The organism is Azonexus sp. IMCC34839 (assembly GCF_047047955.1).
Classification (GTDB): domain Bacteria; phylum Pseudomonadota; class Gammaproteobacteria; order Burkholderiales; family Rhodocyclaceae; genus Azonexus.
In genome coordinates this window covers 2,907,131-2,928,990 of sequence record NZ_CP150631.1, presented here as the reverse complement: position 1 = coordinate 2,928,990, position 21,860 = coordinate 2,907,131, and the positions used below count along the sequence as shown (strand labels likewise).

Annotated in this window: 21 protein-coding genes; 16 read left to right on the top strand and 5 right to left on the bottom strand. The window is 64.1% G+C overall.

What is annotated here, in order from left to right; all coding sequences use genetic code 11:
• The first annotated feature begins 78 nt into the window (after positions 1 to 78).
• The 13 genes from WIF35_RS14255 to hemF all read left to right on the top strand — a co-directional run bounded on the left by WIF35_RS14255 (position 79) and on the right by hemF (position 13,793).
• Positions 79 to 1,104, top strand: a complete 1,026-nt coding sequence (locus WIF35_RS14255; RefSeq protein WP_412478885.1) for an aminoglycoside phosphotransferase family protein — start codon at positions 79 to 81, stop codon at positions 1,102 to 1,104.
• Positions 1,105 to 1,776, top strand: a complete 672-nt coding sequence (murU, locus tag WIF35_RS14250) for an N-acetylmuramate alpha-1-phosphate uridylyltransferase MurU (protein WP_412478884.1) — start codon at positions 1,105 to 1,107, stop codon at positions 1,774 to 1,776.
• Positions 1,773 to 3,071 (top strand): aminopeptidase P N-terminal domain-containing protein, encoded by a 1,299-nt coding sequence (locus WIF35_RS14245; protein ID WP_412478883.1) that lies wholly within the window; start codon positions 1,773 to 1,775, stop codon positions 3,069 to 3,071. The genes murU and WIF35_RS14245 overlap by 4 nt, the downstream gene beginning before the upstream one ends.
• The gene (locus tag WIF35_RS14240; protein ID WP_412478882.1) at positions 3,064 to 4,209 is read left to right on the top strand and encodes an FAD-dependent monooxygenase; all 1,146 of its coding nucleotides are present in this window, start codon (positions 3,064 to 3,066) and stop codon (positions 4,207 to 4,209) included. The genes WIF35_RS14245 and WIF35_RS14240 overlap by 8 nt, the downstream gene beginning before the upstream one ends.
• A 65-nt stretch (positions 4,210 to 4,274) precedes the next feature.
• On the top strand, positions 4,275 to 5,150 hold the full coding sequence (locus WIF35_RS14235; RefSeq protein ID WP_412478881.1) for a 1,4-dihydroxy-2-naphthoate polyprenyltransferase: 876 nt from the start codon (positions 4,275 to 4,277) through the stop codon (positions 5,148 to 5,150).
• Between the two features lie 61 nt (positions 5,151 to 5,211).
• On the top strand, positions 5,212 to 6,501 hold the full coding sequence (locus WIF35_RS14230) for an NCS2 family permease (protein ID WP_412478880.1): 1,290 nt from the start codon (positions 5,212 to 5,214) through the stop codon (positions 6,499 to 6,501).
• 10 nt (positions 6,502 to 6,511) lie between these two features.
• The gene (locus tag WIF35_RS14225; RefSeq protein WP_412478879.1) at positions 6,512 to 7,066 is read left to right on the top strand and encodes an adenine phosphoribosyltransferase; all 555 of its coding nucleotides are present in this window, start codon (positions 6,512 to 6,514) and stop codon (positions 7,064 to 7,066) included.
• 1 nt (position 7,067) lies between these two features.
• Positions 7,068 to 7,628: a hypoxanthine-guanine phosphoribosyltransferase gene (locus WIF35_RS14220; protein ID WP_412478878.1), complete on the top strand. Its 561-nt coding sequence runs from the start codon at positions 7,068 to 7,070 to the stop codon at positions 7,626 to 7,628.
• Positions 7,629 to 7,748: 120 nt separating this feature from the next.
• Positions 7,749 to 8,777 (top strand): tRNA dihydrouridine synthase DusB, encoded by a 1,029-nt coding sequence (dusB, locus tag WIF35_RS14215; protein WP_412478877.1) that lies wholly within the window; start codon positions 7,749 to 7,751, stop codon positions 8,775 to 8,777.
• A complete protein-coding gene (locus tag WIF35_RS14210) occupies positions 8,774 to 9,007 on the top strand; it encodes a Fis family transcriptional regulator (RefSeq protein WP_412478876.1) in 234 nt (77 codons plus the stop codon). Before dusB ends, WIF35_RS14210 begins: the two co-directional genes overlap by 4 nt.
• Positions 9,008 to 9,012: 5 nt before the next feature.
• Positions 9,013 to 10,605, top strand: a complete 1,593-nt coding sequence (gene purH, locus WIF35_RS14205) for a bifunctional phosphoribosylaminoimidazolecarboxamide formyltransferase/IMP cyclohydrolase (RefSeq protein ID WP_412478875.1) — start codon at positions 9,013 to 9,015, stop codon at positions 10,603 to 10,605.
• Positions 10,606 to 10,738: 133 nt separating this feature from the next.
• Positions 10,739 to 12,016, top strand: coding sequence for a phosphoribosylamine--glycine ligase (gene purD, locus WIF35_RS14200; protein WP_412478874.1), 1,278 nt, complete (start codon positions 10,739 to 10,741; stop codon positions 12,014 to 12,016).
• Positions 12,017 to 12,896: 880 nt separating this feature from the next.
• Positions 12,897 to 13,793, top strand: coding sequence for an oxygen-dependent coproporphyrinogen oxidase (gene hemF / locus WIF35_RS14195; RefSeq protein ID WP_412478873.1), 897 nt, complete (start codon positions 12,897 to 12,899; stop codon positions 13,791 to 13,793).
• A gap of 42 nt (positions 13,794 to 13,835) precedes the next feature.
• On the opposite strand, the gene WIF35_RS14190 is transcribed toward hemF, so the two are convergent.
• From WIF35_RS14190 to hemC, 5 genes are read right to left on the bottom strand one after another with little or no spacing between them, the layout of a single operon-like run.
• A complete protein-coding gene (locus tag WIF35_RS14190; RefSeq protein ID WP_412478872.1) occupies positions 13,836 to 14,075 on the bottom strand; it encodes a hypothetical protein in 240 nt (79 codons plus the stop codon).
• A 23-nt stretch (positions 14,076 to 14,098) separates the two neighbouring features.
• Positions 14,099 to 15,283 (bottom strand): heme biosynthesis protein HemY, encoded by a 1,185-nt coding sequence (locus WIF35_RS14185; protein ID WP_412478871.1) that lies wholly within the window; start codon positions 15,281 to 15,283, stop codon positions 14,099 to 14,101.
• The gene (locus WIF35_RS14180; RefSeq protein ID WP_412478870.1) at positions 15,280 to 16,314 is read right to left on the bottom strand and encodes a uroporphyrinogen-III C-methyltransferase; all 1,035 of its coding nucleotides are present in this window, start codon (positions 16,312 to 16,314) and stop codon (positions 15,280 to 15,282) included. The genes WIF35_RS14185 and WIF35_RS14180 overlap by 4 nt, the downstream gene beginning before the upstream one ends.
• Entirely contained in the window at positions 16,311 to 17,093 is a 783-nt protein-coding gene (locus WIF35_RS14175; RefSeq protein ID WP_412478869.1) for a uroporphyrinogen-III synthase, read from the bottom strand. The genes WIF35_RS14180 and WIF35_RS14175 overlap by 4 nt, the downstream gene beginning before the upstream one ends.
• 7 nt (positions 17,094 to 17,100) lie before the next feature.
• Positions 17,101 to 18,036, bottom strand: a complete 936-nt coding sequence (gene hemC / locus WIF35_RS14170; protein WP_412478868.1) for a hydroxymethylbilane synthase — start codon at positions 18,034 to 18,036, stop codon at positions 17,101 to 17,103.
• A 79-nt stretch (positions 18,037 to 18,115) separates the two neighbouring features.
• Between hemC and WIF35_RS14165 the strand changes: the two genes are divergently transcribed.
• Genes WIF35_RS14165 through pepN form a run of 3 tightly spaced genes read left to right on the top strand, consistent with a single transcriptional unit; the run spans position 18,116 to position 21,779 of the window.
• Complete coding sequence (locus WIF35_RS14165; RefSeq protein WP_412478867.1) at positions 18,116 to 18,517, top strand: thioredoxin family protein; 402 nt, start codon at positions 18,116 to 18,118, stop codon at positions 18,515 to 18,517.
• Positions 18,514 to 19,119 carry a methyltransferase domain-containing protein gene (locus tag WIF35_RS14160; RefSeq protein ID WP_412478866.1) on the top strand — a complete coding sequence of 202 codons (606 nt, stop codon included), beginning with the start codon at positions 18,514 to 18,516 and terminating at the stop codon, positions 19,117 to 19,119. The genes WIF35_RS14165 and WIF35_RS14160 overlap by 4 nt, the downstream gene beginning before the upstream one ends.
• Before the next feature lie 56 nt (positions 19,120 to 19,175).
• Entirely contained in the window at positions 19,176 to 21,779 is a 2,604-nt protein-coding gene (pepN, locus tag WIF35_RS14155) for an aminopeptidase N (RefSeq protein WP_412478865.1), read from the top strand.
• The last annotated feature ends 81 nt before the right edge of the window (positions 21,780 to 21,860 follow it).

Below are 21,860 nucleotides of genomic sequence, written 5' to 3'. Positions count from 1 at the left end.
GAGATGTCGAGCCGGAGACGACCGGAACCCGAGTGTTAAAATCGCAGCATTTTACAACGAACACTCCCTTACCCGCTTATGACCGCATCGACGCGCGATCAATTGGTGACCGACTGGGTTGCCCAACGCTTCCCCAACCAGAACGTCCAGATCACCCCGGCTTCCGCCGACGCCAGTTTCCGCCGCTATTTCCGCCTGACCTGGCCGGACGGCGAAACGCGCATCCTGATGGACGCGCCGCCGGAAAAAGAAGACTGCAAACCCTTCATCCACGTCGCCGGCCTGCTCGCCAAAGCCGACCTCGCCGCGCCGCGCATCCTCGACAAGGACCTCGACAACGGCTTCCTGGTCCTCACCGACCTTGGCCGTATCGGCTATCTCGATGCCCTGAACGCCGACCTGTCGCTGGCCGACCTGCTGATCCGCCCGGTCCTCGACGTCTTGGTCCAGTGGCAAATAAGCTCTACCGCCGCCACGCTACCACCCTACGATGGCCATTTGCTACGCCGCGAACTCGACCTTTTCCCGGAATGGTTCATCGGCCGCCACCTCGGCGTGCAACTCAGCGATGAAGAAAAGACGCTGCTCGACCGCACGTTCAAGTTCCTCATCAACTCGGCGCTCAACCAGCCCAAGGTCTTCGTCCATCGCGACTTCATGCCGCGCAACCTGATGGTCGTTGAAAGCGCCGAGCGCCTGACGCCGGGCATCATCGATTTTCAGGATGCCGTTTACGGCCCGATCACCTACGACGTCGTCTCGCTCTTCCGCGACGCCTTCATCTCGTGGGATGAGGAGCAGGAAATCGACTGGGTTGTCCGCTACTGGGAGAAAGCCCGCGCCGCCGGCCTGCCGGTGCGCGCCGACTTCGGCGACTTCTGGCGCGAATACGAACTGATGGGCCTGCAACGCCACCTCAAGGTGCTCGGCATCTTCTGCCGCCTCAAGTACCGCGACGGCAAGGACAAATACATCGAAGACCTGCCGCGCTTCATGAACTACGCCAAGAAGACTGCCAGCCGCTACCTGCAACTCAAGCCTCTGCTCAACCTGCTCGATAAGCTGGACGGGCAGACCGAGCAGATCGGCTACCGTCACAAGTAAATGAAGGCGATGATCCTCGCTGCCGGCCGCGGCGAACGCATGCGGCCGCTCACCGACCACACGCCCAAACCCTTGCTGGTTGCCGGCGGCAAGCCGCTCATCGTCTGGCACCTGGAAAAACTGGCGGCAGCCGGGTTCCGCGATATCGTCATCAACCACGCCCACCTCGGCACGCAGATCGAACAGGCGCTCGGCGACGGTTCGCAATGGGGCCTGCGCATCGCCTACTCCCCCGAACCGCCGGGCGCACTCGAAACCGCGGGCGGCATCGCGCAAGCCCTGCCGCTGCTCGGCGGCGAAGATTTTCTGGTCGTTAACGGCGACGTCTGGTGCGATGTGGATTTCGCCCATTTTCGCCCGTGCACCGCAGCAGCGGCCCACCTGCTGCTCGTCGCCAACCCGGCGCACCACGCCGGCGGCGATTTCAGCCTGGACGGCAAACGTGTCGCTTACGCCAACGGTGAGCAAACGCTCACCTACGCCGGTATCGGCGTTTTCTCGCCAGCAATGTTCCGCGACGTACCGCCCGGCCAACCGATAAAGCTGCGTCCGCTGCTCGACGCCGCCATCGCTGCCGGGACGCTGACCGGGGAACGCTTCGCCGGCCGCTGGGTCGATGTAGGAACGCCGCAACGCCTTGCGGAACTGGATCAGGAACTGAGGACCGCATGACCCACGCCCACTTTCTCGCCCGCCGCAAACGCCTGCTGAAAACCATCGGCGACGGCGTCGCCATAGTGCCGACCGCACCGGAGGTCATCCGCAACCGCGACGCACACCACCCCTACCGTTTCGACAGCTACTTCTGGTATCTGACTGGCTTCCCCGAGCCGGAGGCGGTTGTCGTGCTGGTTGGCGGCAAGCGGCCGAAGTCCATCCTGTTCTGCCGCGAGAAGCACGAAGAGCGCGAAATCTGGGATGGCTACCGCTACGGCCCGAAAGCCGCCAAGGCCGCTTTCGGCTTCGACGCCGCCTACCCGATCGAGCAACTCGACAAGAAGCTGCCGGAACTGCTGGTCGACCGCGACACCCTCTGGCACGCCATCGGCCATGACGCCGAGTGGGATGCGCGCATCGCCAAGGCCCTCAATGCCGTGCGGGCGCAAACCCGCGCCGGCAAACGCGCCCCGCGCGCCATTCACGACCTGCGTGCCGAACTGGACACCATGCGCCTGATCAAGGATGACGCTGAAGCCGCCATCCAGCAACGTGCCGCCGACATCGCCAGCGCCGGCCATGCCCGCGCCATGCGCGCCTGCCGCCCCGGCATGGCCGAATACGAACTGGAAGCCGAGCTGACCTACGAATTCCGCCGCCGCGGCGCGGATGCCCATGCCTACACACCCATCGTCGCCGGCGGGGCCAACGCCTGCGTGCTGCACTACGTCGAGAACAACAAGCTGCTCAACGACAATACCTTGGTGCTGATCGATGCCGGCTGCGAAGTCGAGGGCTACGCCGCCGACATCACCCGCACGTTCCCGGTCAACGGCCGCTTCAATGCAGCGCAGAAGGACGTTTACGAAATCGTCCTCGCCGCCCAGAACGCCGCCTTCGCCGCCACCGCCCCCGGCCGCCATTTCATGGAAGCCCACGACGCCGCCGTGCGCGTGCTGACCCAGGGCCTGATCGACCTCAAGCTGCTCACCGGCAACCTGGACAATCTGATTGAAAAAGGCGACTACCGCCGCTTCTACATGCACCGCACCGGCCACTGGCTCGGTCTGGATGTGCACGACGCCGGCGAATACAAGGTCGGCGACCAGTGGACGACGCTGCAACCAGGCATGGCCGTCACCGTCGAACCCGGCCTCTACATCCGCCCGGCCGACGACATCCCCGAGGCGCTGGCCGGCATCGGCATCCGCATCGAGGACGACGTGCGCGTCACCGACACAGGTTGCGACATCTACACCAGCGCACCGAAGACCGTCGCCGAGATCGAGGAGGTCATGCGCCGTGACTGATTCCGCCGTTGAAAACGTCGACATCCTGATCGTCGGCGCCGGCCCGGTCGGCATGACGCTGCACCTGGCGCTCGCTGCCGGCGGCCAGACCTCGCTGCTGCTCGACCGTCGCCCGCCGGCGGCCCTGCAAGTGGACCCGCGCGCCCTCGCCCTCTCCCACGGTGCACGTGAGCTTTTGGAGCAAATCCAGAGCTGGCCGACCCGCGCCGCGACACCCATAGAGACTATCCACATCTCGCAGAAGGACGGCTTCGGCCGCACCCTGCTCGACCACGCCGATTACAAGCTGCCGGCGCTCGGCTACGTCGTCCGCTACCGCGACCTCGCCGCAGCGCTGGCCGCCAACCTTTCCGCCGACAGCCTGCTGGCCGAAGCGGAGATCATCGACATCCTCGCCGACGACGATGGCGCCACCGTATCGCTACGCCAGGCCGGCCAATTGCACACCATCCGCTGCAAGCTGCTGGTCCACGCCGAAGGCACGCCGGGCGACGACCCGGCCGTTTCCGTCAGCGACTACACGCAGCACGCGGTGATCTGCGAAGTGACGCCCACGCCCGGCCACGGCCAGCGGGCCTGGGAACGCTTCACGCCGGACGGCCCGCTCGCCCTGCTGCCCCTGGGTGACGAGTTTTCCATCGTATTCACGCTGCCGCCCGCCAAGGCCGACGCCATCATGGCGCTCGACGACGAGGCTTTCATCGCCGCCTTGCAGGCCCAATTCGGCCGCCGCATGACTTTCGCCAAACCCGGCAAGCGCAGCCGCTTCCCGCTCGCTCTGCGCATGCGCAAGGCACTGGTCAAAGGTTGCGAAGTGTGGATCGGCAACACGGCGCAAACCCTGCACCCGGTTTCCGGCCAGGGCTTCAACCTTGGCCTGCGCGACGCCTGGCAACTCGCCGATTTTTTGCTCAGAAAGGGTGTGCACCGCAGCAGTCTGCAAAGCTACGCCGCCAGCCGCCAACTCGACCGCGCCGGCGGTGCCCTGTTCACCGACAAGGTAGTCAAGGCCTTCTCGAATGACTTCGGCCCGCTCAAGCTGGTGCGCGGCCTCGGCCTGTTCGCCCTCGACGTCTTTCCGCCAGCCCGCCATTTCGTCGCCAAGCGGATGATCTGGGGTGCCCGCGCCTGGCCTTGATCTGCACCAAGGGCAAGGGTGCGACGCCCAAGTAAAGTCGCGCCACCTGCCCGATTGCCTGCCGCATGAACAAAACCACCGCCTGGTTCCTTGCCTGTCGCCCCAAGACCCTGTCCGTATCGCTCTCGCCGGTACTGGTCGGCTCGGCCATCGCCTGGCACGATACCGGCACACTGCTCTGGCTGCCGCTGCTGGCCGCCGCGCTGGGCGCCGCCTTCATCCAGATCGGCACCAATCTATTTAACGATGTCGGCGACTTCCTGCGCGGCACCGACACGCCGGACCGCCTCGGCCCCAAGCGCGCCACGGCTGAAGGCTGGCTAACGCCCGGCATGGTCAAGGCCGGCGCCTGGCTCAGCTTCGCGCTGGCCTTCCTGTGTGGCATCTATCTGGTCTGGCATGGCGGCTGGCCCATTGTCGCCATTGGCCTCGCCTCGCTGGCTGCCGGCTGGGCTTACACCGGCGGGCCGAAACCCATTGCCTACGGACCGCTCGGCGAAGTGTTCGTTTTCATCTTCTTCGGCCTGATCGCCGTCGGCGGCAGTTACTACCTACAAACGCTGAGCCTGACGCCGACCACGCTGCTCGCCGCCAGCCTGGTCGGCCTGCATGCAGCTGCCGTGATTACCGTCAATAACTATCGCGATCTCGACGGCGACAAGGCCAACGGCAAGAACACCCTCGCCGTGCGCCTGGGCCGGCCGGCTACCCGCCATGTTTACAGCGTGGAGATGCTTTCCCCCTACGCCCTGCTGCCGCTCCTGGCCGGCCTTGGATGGGCAGCCGCTCTGCCGCTACTATCGTTGCCGCTGGCGCTGAAGTTGATCGCGCGCTTTCGCCGCGAAGCCCCCGGTTTGGTATTCAACGGGATTCTGGCCGCGACCGCAGGCCTGCAACTCTTCTTTGCCATCATGCTCACCCTGGCTTTTGCATTGGCGTAAACCACAATCGCGCACGCCCTCGCGTTGATGTAGAGTTCGCCGCTTTTTCCGGGAGCGGCACGTGCTCGAACGGTTTTTCCAACTCAAGGCCCACGGCACCACGGTTCGCACCGAAATCATCGCCGGCCTGACCACATTCCTGACGATGGCCTACATCGTCTTCGTCAATCCGGACATTCTGTCCGCCGCCGGTATGCCACGCGATGCGGTGTTCGTTGCCACCTGCCTCGCCACCGCGCTCGGCACGGCGATCATGGGCCTCTATGCCAACTACCCGGTGGCCCTGGCGCCAGCGATGGGCCTCAATGCCTACTTCGCCTTCACCGTCGTCCAGGGCATGGGCTATACCTGGCAGGCCGCGTTGGGTGCCGTGCTGATTTCCGGCGGCCTGTTCATCCTGCTCAGCCTGTTCAAGGTACGGGAATGGATCGTCAATGCGATTCCGACCTCGCTCAAATATTCAATATCCGCCGGCATCGGCCTTTTCCTGGCCATCATCGGCCTGAAGAACGCCGGCCTGATCGCCGCCCACCCGGCAACGCTGCTGACGCTCGGCAATATCCACAACCCTGGCCCGCTGCTCGCTGCGGCCGGCTTCATGCTGATCGCCGCGCTGGAATACCGGAAGGTGCCGGGCGCCATCATCATCGCCATCCTCGCGGTAACCGGGACCTCCGTGGCCCTCGGCCTCACCGAATTCAAGGGCATCGTTGCTACCCCGCCTTCGCTGGCCCCGACCTTCATGCAGCTCGACCTCGCCGGCGCGCTGAATGCGGGTTTGCTCGCCGTCGTACTGACCTTCTTCATGGTTGAGCTCTTCGACGCCTCCGGGACACTGGTCGGCGTTTGCCACCGCGCCGGCTTGCTCGACAAGGACGGCAAGCTGCCGCGTCTGAAGAAGGCCCTGCTGGCCGATTCCGTCGCCATCGGCGCCGGGGCCGTGCTCGGCACCTCGTCGACCACGGCCTACATCGAATCCGCCGCCGGCACCGCAGCCGGCGGCCGCACCGGCCTGACCGCCGTCGTCGTCGCCCTGCTCTTCCTGTGCTGCATCATCTTTGCCCCGCTGGCGGGCACTGTCCCGGCTTACGCCACCGCCCCGGCACTGTGCTACGTCGCCATCCTGATGTCGCGCGGTCTCGCCGAGATTCACTGGGACGACCTGACCGAAGCCACCCCGGCCGTCGTCACCGCCATCACCATCCCCTTCACCTTCTCGATCGCCCATGGCATTTCCTTCGGCTTCATTTCCTATGTCGCCATCAAGGTACTGGCCGGCCGCGCCCGCGATGTTTCGCCGACGGTAGCCATCATCGCCGCCGCTTTTATTGCCAAATTTTCCCTGCTCTGAGAGGTTGCCCGTGAAGCAAGCACCACTGCCGGATACCGGCTACCTGAAAGCCCGCATCCGTACCGTAGCCGACTGGCCGCAAGCCGGTGTCCAGTTCCGCGACATCACGCCCGTGCTACAGGACCCGCGCGCCTTTCGCGTGCTCGTCGATGCATTCGTCCTCCGTTACATGGAAACATCGATTGACGTCATTGCCGGCATCGACGCTCGCGGCTTCATTCTCGGCGCGGTAGTCGCCCACCAGTTGAACAAGGGTTTCGTGCCGGTGCGCAAGAAGGGCAAGCTCCCCTTCACCACAGTCAGCGAGGAATATGAACTCGAATACGGCAACGCCACCGTCGAGATGCACGTCGATGCAATCAAACCCGGCGACCGCGTCCTGCTGATTGACGACCTGATTGCCACCGGCGGCACGATGATGGCGGGCGCTCGCCTCATCCAGCGACTGGGCGGCAGCATTGTCGAAGCGGCCGCCATCGTCGACCTGCCCGAACTCGGCGGTTCGGCCTTGCTCAAGGGTGCGGGACTGCCCGTCTTCACCGTTTGCGAATTTGAAGGACATTGAAATGACTGTCGACATCAACGAAATCAAACGTGCCATGGCTGAAGCCGATTGCCTAGCCAGCCCTGGCGACGTCGACGCTGCCCTCGACCGGATGGCCGCCGCGATCACCGCCGAGCTGGCTGACAGCAACCCGCTCGTCTACACCGTCATGAACGGCGGCCTGATTGTCGCCGGCCGACTAATTGCCCGCCTCGACTTTCCGCTGGAGTCGGCCTACCTGCATGCCAGCCGCTACGGCCACCAGTTGCAGGGCAACAGCCTGCTCGACTGGCGCGTTCGCCCGACGCAGGAACTGAAGGGCCGCACCGTCCTGGTCATCGACGACATCCTCGACGAAGGCCACACCCTGAAGGCCATCTGCCAGTATCTACAGGAAGAAGGCGCTGCCCGTGTACTGACCGCCGTACTGGTACACAAAGATCACGACCGCAAGGCTGAACCGAACATGCGCGCCGATTTCTCAGGGCTCGACATTCCCGACCGCTTCCTCTTTGGTTGCGGCATGGACTACAAGGGTTACTGGCGCAACGCACCCGGCATCTACGCGCTCAAAGGTTATTAAAATCAATCGCCAAGCAGGGGCGCACCGATGCAAAACGGTGCGCCCCTGACTATTTTTTAGGCGCCGATTGCGCTACAATCCGCCCCTTCCCCGAATCAGCCCAACCGCACGCGCTCGCCCATGGAATTTGCCGGTTTTACCTTGCGAAACAATCTCTTCGTTGCACCGATGGCGGGCGTGACCGATCGTCCTTTCCGTCAGTTGTGCAAGAAGATGGGCGCCGGCTTGGCCGTTTCCGAAATGGTCACCTCCAACTCGCTGCTCTACGGCAGTGCCAAGACGCTGCGCCGGGCCAATCACGAGGGTGAGGTCGAGCCGATTTCCGTGCAGATCGCCGGGGCCGATCCCAAGATGATGGCCGAAGCGGCCAGGCACAACGTCGATAACGGCGCGCAGATCATCGACATCAACATGGGCTGCCCAGCCAAGAAGGTGTGTAACGTGATGGCGGGCTCGGCGCTGATGCAGCACGAGCAACTGGTTGGCGAGATTCTCGACGCCGTCGTCGGTGCTGTGCCGAACACGCCGGTGACGCTGAAATTCCGCACCGGTTGGAATATCGCCAACAAGAACGCGCCGAACATCGCGCGCATCGCCGAAAGCGCGGGCGTCCGCGCCGTCGCCATCCACGGCCGCACGCGCTGCCAGCAATACACCGGCGAAGCCGAGTACGACACCATCGCCTACGTGAAGACGCTGGTGAAGATTCCGGTCATCGCCAACGGCGACATCACGACGCCGGAGAAGGCCAAGCACGTGCTTGACGTGACCGGCGCCGACGGCGTCATGATCGGCCGCGCCGCCCAGGGTCGCCCCTGGCTGTTCCGCGAGATCGAACACTATTTGAAGACCGGCGAAAAAATGGCGCCGGCCCCGGTTGCCGAGATCCACGTCATCCTGATGGCGCATCTCGAAGACCTTTACGATTTCTACGGCCTGGACACGGGGGTCAAGGTCGCAAGAAAGCACATCTCCTGGTACACCAAGGGTCTGATCGGCTCGGCGGCGTTCCGCAAGGTGATGAACACGCTGCCGACCGTAGAGTTGCAGCGCCAAGCAGTGGACGAATTCTTCCTGCGTTATGCCGAAGAGCACGACCACCTGCAATACGAAGACAACAAAACTACTGAGGAGGCGTTGGCAGCATGAGCCAACATGATTTGGGGAAGTGCGTCGTGAACGCACTGGAGCAGTATTTCCGGGACCTGGACGGTGAAAGCCCGTCCGCCATCTACGACATGGTCCTGAAGAGCGTGGAAAAGCCGATGCTGGAAGTGGTGCTGGCCAAGGCCGGTGCCAACCAGACGCTGGCGGCCGAGATGCTCGGCATCAACCGCAACACGCTGCGCAAGAAACTCACCGAACATCAACTACTGTAACTGCCATGACGATTAAACAAGCGCTGATTTCCGTCTCCGACAAGACGGGTGTTCTCGAATTCGCCCAAGGCCTCGCCGCGCAAGGCGTCAAGCTGCTGTCCACCGGCGGCACCGCCAAGATGCTGCGTGACGCCGGCCTCACCGTCACCGAAATCGGCGACTACACCGGCTTCCCGGAAATGCTCGACGGCCGCGTCAAGACCCTGCACCCGAAGGTGCACGGCGGCATCCTGGCCCGTCGCGACCTGGCTGAGCACATGGCCACCATCGAAGCCCACGGCATCCCGACCATCGACCTGGTCTGCGTGAACCTCTACCCGTTCGCCGCCACCATCGCCAAAGCTGGCGTGACGTTGGAAGACGCCATCGAGAACATCGACATCGGCGGCCCGGCCATGGTCCGTTCCTCGGCCAAGAACTACAACGGTGTCGCTATCGTCACCGATCCGGAAGACTACGCCCCGCTGCTCGCCGAAATGAAGGCCAACGGTGGCGCGCTGGCGCTGGCCACCCGCTTCAACCTGGCCAAGAAGGCCTTCACCCACACCGCCCGATACGACAGCATGATCGCCAACTGGCTGACCGGTCTCGACGAAGGCGCTGAAGCCAAGCCGGCCGAAGCCGCGCCGACCCCGTCGATCTTCCCGGCCAAGCTGCAACTGGCCTTCGACCGCACCGAAATCCTGCGCTACGGTGAAAATTCGCACCAGCAAGCCGCCTTCTACCGCGACACCGTCGCCCTGCCGGGCAGCATTGCCGCTTATACCCAGTTGCAGGGCAAGGAACTGTCCTACAACAACATCGCCGACTCCGATGCCGCCTGGGAATGCGTCAAAGCCTTCGAAGCCCCGGCCTGCGTCATCATCAAGCACGCCAACCCGTGCGGCGTCGCCATCGACGGCACCCTGCTCGGCGCTTACGAAAAGGCCTTCAAGACCGACTCCACCTCCGCTTTCGGCGGCATCATCGCCTTCAACGGCGAAGTCGGCCTCGATGTCGTTGAAGCCATGAACGCCCGCAAGCACTTCGTTGAAGTGCTGATCGCCCCGTCCTTCACCGCCGAAGCCAAGGCTGCCCTGGCTGGCAAGACCAACCTGCGCGTTCTCGTCGTGCCGCTCGGCAATGACCTGAACAAGCTGGAATTGAAGCGCGTGGGCGGCGGTTTGCTGGTGCAGACGGCTGACGATTTCACCGCTCAAGCCTCCGGCCTGAAGGTCGTCACCAAGGTGCAACCGACCGCCCAGCAGATCGAAGACCTCCTGTTCGCCGAGCGCGTTGCCAAGTTCGTCAAGTCCAACGCCATCGTCTTCTGCGGCGGCGGCATGACCCTCGGCGTCGGCGCCGGCCAGATGAGCCGTGTCGATTCCACCAAGATCGCCAGCATCAAGGCGCAAAACGCCGGCCTGCCGCTCAAGGGCTCGGTCGTCGCCTCTGACGCATTCTTCCCGTTCCGTGATGGTCTCGACGTGCTGGCCGAAGCCGGTGCCGTCGCCGTCATCCAGCCGGGCGGCTCGATGCGCGACGAAGAAGTCATCGCGGCGGCCGACGAACACGGTATCGCGATGGTCTTCACCGGCGCCCGCCACTTCCGCCACTAATTTCGCGCCCGGCTGCGCCGTGACTTTGTCGACTTCGCCTCGCCGTGCAATCGCACCGCCCTCGGCGACTCTTCGCGTCACGGCCTTGCCGGCCACGAAATTGCCTCGGATATAACGACAAGGAAACAGCCCCATGAAACTTCTCGTCATCGGTTCCGGCGGCCGCGAGCACGCCATGGCCTGGAAGCTGGCGCAGACGCCCGGCCTGCAGAAGGTTTACGTCGCCCCCGGCAACGCCGGCACGGCGCGCGAGCACGAACTTGAGAACGTCAACATCACCGATCCGGAAGCCCTTGCCGACTTCGCCGAGCAGAACAAGATCCACCTGACCGTCGTCGGTCCGGAGGCCCCGCTCGCCGCTGGCGTGGTGAACGTCTTCCGCGCCCGCGGCCTGAAGATTTTCGGCCCGACCAAGGAAGCCGCCCAGCTCGAATCCTCCAAGGATTTCGCGAAGCGTTTCATGGCCCGCCACAACATCCCGACGGCTGAATTCGAGACCTTCTCGGATGCTGCCGCCGCTCATGCCTACATCGACCGCAAGGGCGCACCCATCGTCATCAAGGCCGACGGCCTGGCTGCCGGCAAGGGTGTCGTCGTCGCCATGAGCCTGGAAGAGGCGCATGCTGCCATCGACGACATGCTCTCCGGCAACAAGTTGGGTGATGCCGGCGCGCGCGTCGTCATCGAGGAATTCCTCGACGGCGAGGAAGCCAGCTTCATCGTCATGGTCGACGGTAAGAACGTGCTCGCCCTGGCTTCCAGCCAGGACCACAAGCGCATCTTCGACGGCGACCAGGGCCCGAACACCGGCGGCATGGGCGCCTACTCCCCGGCCCCTTGCGTCACCCCGGAAATCCACGCCAAGGCCATGCGCGAAATCATCCTGCCGACCGTGCGCGGCATGATGGCGGACGGCGTTCCCTTCAGCGGCTTCCTCTACGCCGGCCTGATGATCGGCAAGGATGGCTCGCTGAAGACCCTGGAATTCAACTGCCGCATGGGCGACCCGGAAACCCAGCCGATCCTGGCCCGCCTGAAATCCAACTTCGTCACCCTGCTCGAACACGGCATCGCCGGCACCCTCGACCAGATCGAAGCCGAATGGGACCGACGCATCGCGCTGGGCGTCGTGCTCGCCGCCGCCAACTATCCGGACACTCCGAAGAAGGGCGACGTCATCCACGGCTTGCCCGCCGGCAACAGCTTCGGCGAAGACTGCCACGTCTTCCACGCCGGCACCGCCACGCAGGACAGCAAGGTCGTCACTGCCGGCGGCCGCGTCCTCTGCGTCACGGCGTTGGGTGAGAACGTCAAGCTGGCGCAGAAGCGCGCCTACGAGGCGCTGGCCCAGATCAGCTGGGAAGGGATGCAGTTCCGCAAGGACATCGGGTATCGGGCGATTAATCGCTAAGTTCGACTCAGCTGCCTTGAAGGCCGGTGACCTGGAGTATTCCGGGGCCGGCCTTTTCTATTGAGCGCTGACAAGCACAGCCTTCCGCCCTGACGGCGGGCATACTTTCTTTCGCTTGGCCGAAAGAAAGTAGCCAAAGAAAGGGCCACCCCTGGGTCGGCGGTGGGCTGCGCCTACTTCCTTCCGCTACTCGCTTGGCCGGGCGGTTCGCATGAACTCGCCTACGGCTCAAACAATGCGAACCGACTGCCCCCGGCCAACCTGCGTTGCTCAGCGCCTCTCAAGGGGCCCGTAAAACCGTATGTCGCTGATAGGCCGCCTCGTCATTCCCGCGGAAGCGGGAATCCAGAAATGCTCCTAACCCCCCTCTGGATTACCGCTTTCGCGGGAATGAGCTCTGATATCGTGACTGCTGCGGTGCACTGCCTAAAAAGGCAAAAAACCAAACGCTGGCCCTTCAGCGGCGATCGGTTTTCAACCTCCCGTGGGAGGCGCCGAGCAACGCAGGCGGGCGGGGAGCCGTCGGCTGGCGTTGTCTGAGCCGAAGGCGAGTTTAGCCAGCCGCGCCCTGAGCGATGCGTAGCATCGCGAAGAAGTACTCTTGGGGTGCCCCCGACCGGCGAGTAGCACAGGGGACCCGCGTAGCGGGCGCCGACTCCGGGTCGCCTTTTCTTTGCTGACTTTCTTTTGGCGAAGCAAAAGAAAGTCATGTCGCGCGTCAGGCGCGAAAAGCAGCGCCCAAGTCAGCGCATAAACTCCAACGACACAACCAACAAAAAGTCCCCACACCCTCCCCCGAAACCCTCAAAATACCCCTCCCAACGGGAACCCACCCGCGCAAAAACAACCCAAGAGACACCGCTCAAGCTAAGCCCCAAACATGGACACCCAACAACTCAAAACCTATTTCACCGACCTGCAAGCCCGCATCGTCGCCGAACTCGAAGCCTTCGACGGCAAGCCCTTCCGTACCGACAGCTGGCAACGCCCCGAGGGCGGCGGCGGGATTTCCCGGCTGATCGAGGAAGGCGATTTCTTCGAGCGCGGCGGCGTGAATTTCTCGCACGTCACCGGCAAGTCGCTACCCGCTTCGGCCACCGCCGTCCGCCCGCAACTGGCCGGTCGCGCCTGGGAGGCGATGGGTGTGTCGTTGGTACTGCATCCGCACAATCCGTATTGCCCGACGGCGCACATGAACGTACGTTGCTTCGTCGCCACCAAGGAGGGCGAGGAGCCGGTCTGGTGGTTTGGCGGTGGCATGGACATGACGCCCTATTACGGCCAGCGCGAGGACGTGCAGCATTTCCATCGCACTTGCCGCGATGCTCTGGCGCCCTTCGGTGACGAGGTCTACCCGAAATACAAGAAGTGGTGCGACGAGTATTTCTTCCTGAAGCACCGCAACGAGCCACGGGGCGTCGGCGGCGTGTTCTTCGACGATCTGAACGAGGGCGGTTTCGAACGCTGCTTCACGCTGACGCAGTCTGTCGGCAACGCTTTCACCGAAGCCTACCTGCCGGTACTGGCCAAGCGGCGCGACACGCCCTACGGCGAGCGCGAGCGCGACTTCCAGGCCTACCGCCGCGGGCGCTACGTCGAATTCAATCTGGTGTGGGACCGCGGCACACTGTTCGGCCTGCAATCAGGCGGACGCACCGAATCGATCCTGATGTCGCTGCCGCCCATCGTCAAATGGCGCTACGACTGGCAACCGGAAGCCGGCACGCCGGAAGCGGAGTTGTACGAAGTCTTCCTGCAGCCGCAGGACTGGATTTAAATCAGGCTTGGGCCGGCGAAAGACCGGCCCAACAACGAGGGCTTACTTCAGCTTGCCCTTGACGGCGCGGACGCGTGTTGCGTCCTTGACGTTCATCTTGCCGCCGCCGCCTTCCAGATTGCCGCATGCGCAAGCGGCCTTGATATGGGGAACGGAATTGACGATGACCGAGCAATCCAGGCATTCGTAGTAAATGTCGCCGCCCGTCGGCAAGTTGGCAGGATCGGGGGCTGGCTCGATCGGGTAGAAGTTGTAGATCTTGCGCATGTCGATGTTCAGCATTCCATTCCCCCGTTTGGATCAATTCACCCGGCGTTGAGCAGTGCGCTCGCCCGGTAGTGTCGATTGGCTTCGTCCGCCTTGTCCAGTTGTTCGAACAGGCGGGCGAGTTCCAGATGCGCTGGCTGCGTTTCGTGTACCGACAGCGACGCCTCCAGATAGCTCTGCGCCTTACCCCACAGGCGCTGGCTGAAACACATGCGACCGAGAGCCAGCAGCAAGCGGGCATCCTGCGGATGCTGCTTGAGCCAACCTTCGGCTTTGGCAATGCGCGCCGTCATTTCGCCGCCGCGCACGCTGCCATAGATATCGGCCAGTTCAGGCTGCCAGGCTTCCTGCGCCGAGCTTCCTAAGACGGCTTCGATCAGCCTCTGCGCCTCGCCATCGGCCTCGACGCTGACCAGGGCCTTCGCACCAGCCAGCACGACGCGACGACCGCGTTCCTCGTCCGGTACGGCGCGCAGATAAGCCACCAGTTGTTCGCGATCCAGCTTGCGCTGCTTGATATTGGCCAGATGGGCTTGCGTGCGGATCTCACCGATCACTTCTGCCGGCAGGGCATCCCGCTTGGCCAACTGACGCACCAGCTTGAGCACGTTTTCCCAGTCGCCGACACCTTGACGGGCACGCAACTCCAGGCGCAAAGCGGCAATATGGCGCCCCTGCTTGGCCTGCAATTTATCGAGGGCAACCAACGCTTCCTTGAAGCGACGCGCCTCGATCATCATCTCGGCCTCCAGCATCAGGGTCGCCGCCTCGGTCCGCGGATCGTCCAGCATGGCACGGGTCAACCAGCCTTGCTGCTTCTCGGATTCGCGCATGCGCTGCGCAGCACGTGCCGCGATCAGCGCCGACAAACCCGGCGCGGTACCGGCCGCATGCGCTTCGCTGGCCTTCTTCATGGCCTGGCCGAAACGTCCCTCGAACAGGAAGCGCACTGCATCCTGAAAAACCTGCCCGGCGCGCTCACGCTGCCGGCGCCTCTGGTATTCGCTGACCCTCGCCGGCAAGCCGAACATCAAGACCAGGCCGCGCAAGGTCGCATACAGCGCGGCGAAGAGCAGAACCAGAGCGAGGATCAGCAGATTCAACGAAACCTCGGCGCGGTAAGGCGGCACGACCAGCATCACGTAGCCGTCGTTCAGACGGGCGCCGAGGGCCACGGCAACGGCTAGCGCAAATAGCGCCAGGATCCAGAACAGGCCTTTCACTTCTTGTCCTTGCCCGAACGCAAGCTGCGCAAGGCGGCCTGGCTATCGCTCAGCGTCGGCAGCTCGACATTGATGTCGGAAGAAGCAATCTGGCGCAGCATGGCCTGGCTCGACAGGACCGACTTGTCGCCCTGGTCGAAATAGCGCCCCAGCCATTCCTGCGCCACTTTCAACTCGTTGCGGAAGGTGGCTTGGTCGCGGGCGAACAGCGCCAAACGCGCGTTGAGCAGGCGCAGCTTGAGGTTTTCGCGCAGGAAGAAATCCTGTCCCGGCGCCAGCAAGGCCGGTGCCTCGCGATCGAAGCGCTGGATGCGGACCAGCCCTTTCAACTCCTGCCAGAGAGCTTGGCCGGTACGTTGCCACCAATCGGCCTTGTCATCGGCGATGGCAAGCTTCTCAACCTTGGCGCTCGGCCGCCCATCACTAGCCAACGGCAGTTTGTCCACGCCGAGGAGCAGTTGCTCCAGGCGCAGGCTCAAACCGGGAAAATCGACAAACGGGATGGCGTTCAGGCGCTGCAGGTCCTTGGCCAGCGCCTTGCGCAGCGGCAGGTGCTGCGGGCGGTCGAGCCGAGCCAGGCGGGCGTCGGCCGTTTGCAGGGCCAACACGGCGACCGGCACATTGCCGGCCAGTTGCAGTTGCTGCCCGGCGAGCGTGATCGCCTGCTCGACCTCGATCAGGGTCGCTTCCTCGCGGCTCCTTGCCATTTCCTGGTAAAGCCCCTGCAAGGCCTCGCCCTGGCTGCGGAATTCGCCGAGCTTGTCGTCGAGCGCCCCCAATTTGGCCTGCATGGCCTCGACCTGCTCGCGCAACTGTTTCTGCGCACCGCGCTCCTCGTTGCCCTCGGCAATGCTTTGCGCGATTTCGCTGCGCATTTCGGTCAATTTCTGGCGGGTATCGAACCATTGCCAGCCGGCGACGGCCAAGGCGGCGATGGCAACGAAAATCCATGGGGAAGGCCCGCTCCGGCGCCGACTGCGCGGCGTTTCACTATGCGGAGGAATGCTGGGGGAGTCTTTTTCGGGGTTCATGCCGGCCAATTATAAGCAACTAAGCCGGCCATCAAGCCGGCGTCGGCGCCTTCGGTCAGGGTTATGTTGTGCAAATCCAAATTTTTTGCATTTTCCGCAATTCTCGCATGCGGAACAAAAATGGGCGTGCGCCGCAGGTAATCCCGCCCCTCGGCATCGAGCAGATCGACCAGATAACGCAGGCCTTCGCTGCTCGATACGGTCAGCGCATCGAGTCGCCCCTCGCGCCAGGCGGCAAGCAATTCCCGCGCGCCAGCGGACGGACCGGAACGCCGATAGCAGGTGATGCAATCGACTTGGGCACCGCGCTCGTGCAGCGTGTCCGCCAGCAATTCCCGCCCGCCATCGCCGCGAAAGATCGCGACGCGCTTGCCGGCGACACGCGCTGGCGCCAATTCCGGCAGAGCGAGCAGGGCTTCGGAATCGAAGCGCTCGGTCGGGGCGATGCAGCCCTGCACCCCTTTTTCCGCCAGCGCCTTGACCGTTCCCTGTCCCACCGCAGCCGGGAGCAAATCGACTGGCCAGGAGCGCTTGGCCAGCAATACGGGCAACGCATGGTCGACGGCGTTCGGGCTGATGAAGACAGCGACGGAGTATTCACCCAATCGGTCGGCGGCTGCCTGGAGTGGCGCGCCGTCCTCGGCTGGGGAAATTTCGAGCAAAGGGAAGATCAGGGCGCGGCCGCCAGCAGACTCGATGGCTTCGGCCAAGGGCCCGCATTGCGCCCGCGGCCGCGTGACGACGATGGTCCTGCCGGCCAGCGGGCCGCCGGGTTTCATGCCGGAATCAGGCGTGGCAAGCCAGCTTGGCGAGGATGGCGTCGGCCCCCTGCTGGCGCAGGGTTTCGGCCAGTTGGCGACCGAGCGCCTCGTCATCAGCCGGATTGCCGCGCAACTCGGCGCTGACCATTTCCTTGCCATCGACCGAAGCGACGAAGCCGCGCAGCCAGAGTTGGCCGTTGTCGATCACCGCGTAACCGCCCAGCGGCACCTGGCAGGAGCCGCCGAGGGCGCGCGAGAAGGCGCGCTCGGCTTTGACGCAGTGAGCGGTTTCCGGGTCGTTCAGCGGAGCTACGACGGAGGCCATGGCAGCATCGCCATCGACCAGTTCGATGCCCAGCGCGCCTTGACCGGGGGCCGGCAAGGATTGTTCCGGCGTCAGTACCGACTTGATGCGATCCTTGAGTTCAAGGCGGATCAGGCCGGCGGCGGCGAGGATGATTGCGTCGTATTCGCCGGCATCGAGCTTCTTCAGGCGGGTGTCGAGGTTGCCGCGCAGGCTCTTGATCACCAGCTGCGGATACTTGGCGCGCAGGATGGCTTCGCGGCGCAGGCTGGAGGTGCCGACCACAGCGCCGGCCGGCAGCTCGTCGAGACCGCTGTATTTGTTCGAGACGAAGGCATCGCGCGGGTTTTCGCGGGCCGAGATGGCGGCGAGGACGAAGCCCTCCGGCATCACCATCGGCACGTCCTTCATCGAATGCACGGCGAGGTGGGCGCGGCCTTCCTGCATGGCCACTTCCAGTTCCTTGATGAACAGGCCCTTGCCGCCGATTTCGGCGAGCGGACGGTCGAGAATCTGATCGCCCTTGGTGGTCATGCCGAGAATGACAACTTCCGCCCCCGGATTTAAACTCGATAAGCGTTCTCTGACATGCACCGCCTGCCACATGGCCAGACGGGATTCGCGGGAGGCAATGACAATCTTCGAAGGAACGGACATGATGCGACGGCTTGCAGGACTTTTGGGAGCGCTGATTCTAGCATGCGCCCCCCTGGCCGCCCTTGATGCATCCGAGCTTTTGCCCGCCGCCGACCTCGCCCGTGATGCACGCCAGGCCAACCAGGCCGGCGGCCCGCTGATCGTGCTGTACAGCCGCGACGACTGCAAGTTCTGCAAGGCGGTGAAGCGCGATTTCCTGCAACCGTTGACCGACAACCCGCGCTACCGCGACCGCATCGTCGTACGCGAAGTGCGCCAGGACGGCGACAACCACGCGCTGGTCGATTTCAAGGGCCAGGCCACGACGCACGCCCGCCTGGCAACCGCCGAGAAGGTCAAGCTGGTGCCGGTCGTCGCCTTCTACGGCCCGGATGGGCGCAAACTGGCCGACCCCATCGTCGGCGCGCGTCTGCCGGACTTCTACCAAAGCTATCTCGAGGACGCCATCGAGCAATCGAGCCGGAACCTGAAAAAGCCATGAGCGACAGCGTAAAGACCTCCGAGCAATTGCCGGAACACCCGGATTTCTGGTGCAAACGTTTCGGTTCCGGCACCACGCCGTGGGACGCCGGCAAGGTGCCAGAACAATTCGCCGATTTCGCCGCCCGGCAAGCGACGCCGCTCAATACGCTGATCCCGGGTTGCGGCAGCGGCTGGGAAGCGGCCTGTCTGGCCGAGCATGGCTGGCCGGTCACCGCCCTCGATTTTTCCCCTACCGCAGTCGACCGCGCCCGCGACATTCTCGGCAATTCTGCGGTGCACCTCGTCTGCGCCGACTTTTTCCAGTGGCAACCGGAACAGCCGCTCGATCTGATCTACGAACGCGCCTTCCTCTGCGCCCTGCCGCGCAAGCTGTGGGCCGACTGGGGCCGGCGCGTCGCCGAGCTGCTGCCACCGGGCGGCCTCCTCGCCGGCTATTTCTTCGTCTGCGACCAGCTCAAAGGCCCCCCCTTCGGCATCCTGCCGGAACAGCTCGATGAATTGCTGACGCCCCATTTCGAGCGCATCGAGGATGCTGCGGTGCACGACTCGATTCCGGTATTTTCCGGCCGCGAACGCTGGCAGGTCTGGCGGCGACGTTAAGCCGGCCAAGGGTTTGGCGTATCATCGTCGGGTTCAACCCCAATGCCTGACCGACAATGAAAACCGATACCCCAACCACCGTCTACCTGAAGGACTACACCCCACCCGCCTACTGGATCGACCGCGTCGACCTCGATTTCGACATCGCCGCCGGCCAAACCACCGTCAGCGCCACGCTGGCCATGCGCCGCAACCCGGCAGTGGCACCGCAGCCGCTCGTCCTCGACGGCGACGAACTGGAAACGCTCAGTGTTGCGGTGGACGGGCAAAACAGGGCATTTTCCGCGACGCCGACCAAGCTCAGCATCGACGGTCTGCCCGACGCCTTCACGCTACACACCGTGGTCCGTATCAATCCGGACAAGAACACCTGCCTGTCCGGCCTCTATCGCTCCAAGGACGGCTATTTCACGCAGTGCGAGGCGCACGGCTTCCGCCGCATCACCTGGTTCCTCGACCGGCCGGACGTGATGTCCACCTTCACCGTGACGCTGCACGCCGACAAGGCGCAGTTCCCGATCCTGCTCGCCAACGGCAACCCGGTCGCCAGTGGTGACGAGGCCGACGGACGCCACTGGGCGAAGTGGGAGGATCCGTTCAAGAAGCCGGCCTACCTGTTCGCCATCGTCGCCGGCAAACTGGACGTGCTACGCGACACCTTCAAGACCGCCTCCGGTCGCGACGTCCAGCTCGCCATCTACGTCGAACCAGGCAAGCTCGACCAGTGCCCGCACGCCATGGACGCACTGAAGAAATCCATGAAATGGGACGAACAACGCTTCGGCCTCGAATGCGATCTCGACCATTACATGATCGTCGCCGTCGGCGATTTCAACATGGGCGCCATGGAGAACAAGGGCCTCAACATCTTCAACACCAAGTACGTGCTGGCCCGCCCGGATGTCGCCACCGATGTCGATTTCGAGAACATCGACCGCGTCGTCGCGCACGAATATTTCCACAACTGGACCGGTAACCGAGTGACCTGCCGCGACTGGTTCCAGCTGTCGCTGAAGGAAGGCCTGACCGTTTTCCGCGACCAGGAATTCGGTGCCGACCTGCATAACCGCCAGACCGCCCGCATCCGCGAGGTACGCGGCCTGCGCGCCGCGCAGTTCCCGGAAGACGCCGGCCCGATGGCGCATCCGGTGCGCCCGTCGTCCTACATCGAGATCAACAATTTCTACACCGCCACGGTGTACGAAAAGGGCGCCGAAGTCATCCGCATGATCCAGACGCTGATCGGCCGCGACGGCTTCCGCGCCGGCATGGACGAATACTTCCGCCGCCACGATGGGCAGGCCGTGACCTGCGACGACTTCGTCGCCGCCATGGCCGCCGCCAGCGGCTTCGACTTCACGCAATTCATGCGCTGGTACGTTCAGCCGGGCACGCCCAAGGTGGTTGCCGATGGCTATTACGATGCCGACAGCCGCAGCTACACGCTGACCTGCACGCAATCCAATGCCCGCGCCAGCGACGATGCGCCCTATCTGATTCCGATCCGCGTCGCCTTGTTCACCGAGCAGGGCGAACTGATCACCGGCAGCGAGCGTACGCTGCAACTGACCGCCAGCACGCAGTCCTTCGTCTTCAACGACATCGCCGCCGAACCCGTGCCCTCGCTGCTGCGCGATTTCTCGGCGCCGGTCAATCTCGAATTCGACTACACGCCCGAACAGCTGCCCCTATTGCTGGCCCACGAAAACGATCCGTTCAACGCCTGGGAAGCCGGCCAACGCCTGGCCTCGACGCTGATTCTCGACGCCGCGGCGGCCATCGCCGCCGGCCATGAACCGAGCTGGCCGGAAAGCTTCGTCGCTGCCTGCCGCCGTTTGCTGCAAACGCAAGCCCAGCGCGGCGCAGCCTTCGTTGCCGAAGCCCTGACCCTGCCTGGCGAAGGCACGCTCGCCGAGCAACTGGCGCAAGTCGATCCGGACGCGCTGCACGCCGCGCGCAACGCCCTGCGCCGTCACCTCGCCGAACAACTGGAAGGCGAGTTCTCCGGCCTCTATGCCGCGCTCACTGTCGCCGAGCCTTATGCGCCGAGCGCCGAACAAGCCGGCCGCCGCGCCCTGCGCAACGTCTGCCTGGCCTACCTGCTCGAACTCGACACCGACGCCGCACGCCAGATGGCTTACGCGCAATTCAAGCAGGCCGACAACATGACCGACCAGTTCGCCGCGCTCGCCGCCCTGGCCAACGTCAATGCTGCCGTCTGCCCGCAACGCGAACAGGCACTGGACGAGTTCTACACCCGCTGGAAGGACGAAGCGCTGGTCGTCGACAAATGGCTGGTCGCCCAATCGACCAGCCGCCGTCCGGATACGCTGGCCACCGTCAAGGCGCTGACCGCCCACCCGGCCTTCGACGCCGGCAATCCGAACAAGATCTACGCCCTGATCCGCAGTTTCGGCGCCAACCTCGTCCGCTTCAACGCCGCCGACGGTGCTGGCTACACTTTCATGGCCGACCGCATCCTCGACCTGCACGACAAGAACCCGCAAGTCGCCTCGCGCCTCGCCCGCTGCTTCGACCGCTGGAAGAAGTTCGACGCCGGCCGGCAGTCCCATGCCCGCGTTGCCCTGGAACGCATCCGCGACCATGCCGGCCTGTCGCGCGACGTCTTCGAAGTGGTTGATCGGGCGCTTTCCGCGTAGACCAGCCACTGCTGCGGTGCACTGCCCCAAATGAGCAAAAACCGAATGCCCAAGACGGGCGGTGCACACAGGACGATACGC

Coding starts and splice junctions, on each gene's coding strand:
- WIF35_RS14255 (WP_412478885.1), top strand. CDS start 79: ATGACCGCATCGACGCGCGATCAATTGGTGACCGACTGGGTTGCCCAA.
- murU (WP_412478884.1), top strand. CDS start 1,105: ATGAAGGCGATGATCCTCGCTGCCGGCCGCGGCGAACGCATGCGGCCG.
- WIF35_RS14245 (WP_412478883.1), top strand. CDS start 1,773: ATGACCCACGCCCACTTTCTCGCCCGCCGCAAACGCCTGCTGAAAACC.
- WIF35_RS14235 (WP_412478881.1), top strand. CDS start 4,275: ATGAACAAAACCACCGCCTGGTTCCTTGCCTGTCGCCCCAAGACCCTG.
- WIF35_RS14220 (WP_412478878.1), top strand. CDS start 7,068: ATGACTGTCGACATCAACGAAATCAAACGTGCCATGGCTGAAGCCGAT.
- dusB (WP_412478877.1), top strand. CDS start 7,749: ATGGAATTTGCCGGTTTTACCTTGCGAAACAATCTCTTCGTTGCACCG.
- WIF35_RS14210 (WP_412478876.1), top strand. CDS start 8,774: ATGAGCCAACATGATTTGGGGAAGTGCGTCGTGAACGCACTGGAGCAG.
- purH (WP_412478875.1), top strand. CDS start 9,013: ATGACGATTAAACAAGCGCTGATTTCCGTCTCCGACAAGACGGGTGTT.
- purD (WP_412478874.1), top strand. CDS start 10,739: ATGAAACTTCTCGTCATCGGTTCCGGCGGCCGCGAGCACGCCATGGCC.
- hemF (WP_412478873.1), top strand. CDS start 12,897: ATGGACACCCAACAACTCAAAACCTATTTCACCGACCTGCAAGCCCGC.
- WIF35_RS14190 (WP_412478872.1), bottom strand. CDS start 14,075: ATGCTGAACATCGACATGCGCAAGATCTACAACTTCTACCCGATCGAG.
- WIF35_RS14180 (WP_412478870.1), bottom strand. CDS start 16,314: ATGAACCCCGAAAAAGACTCCCCCAGCATTCCTCCGCATAGTGAAACG.
- WIF35_RS14175 (WP_412478869.1), bottom strand. CDS start 17,093: ATGAAACCCGGCGGCCCGCTGGCCGGCAGGACCATCGTCGTCACGCGG.
- hemC (WP_412478868.1), bottom strand. CDS start 18,036: ATGTCCGTTCCTTCGAAGATTGTCATTGCCTCCCGCGAATCCCGTCTG.
- WIF35_RS14160 (WP_412478866.1), top strand. CDS start 18,514: ATGAGCGACAGCGTAAAGACCTCCGAGCAATTGCCGGAACACCCGGAT.
- pepN (WP_412478865.1), top strand. CDS start 19,176: ATGAAAACCGATACCCCAACCACCGTCTACCTGAAGGACTACACCCCA.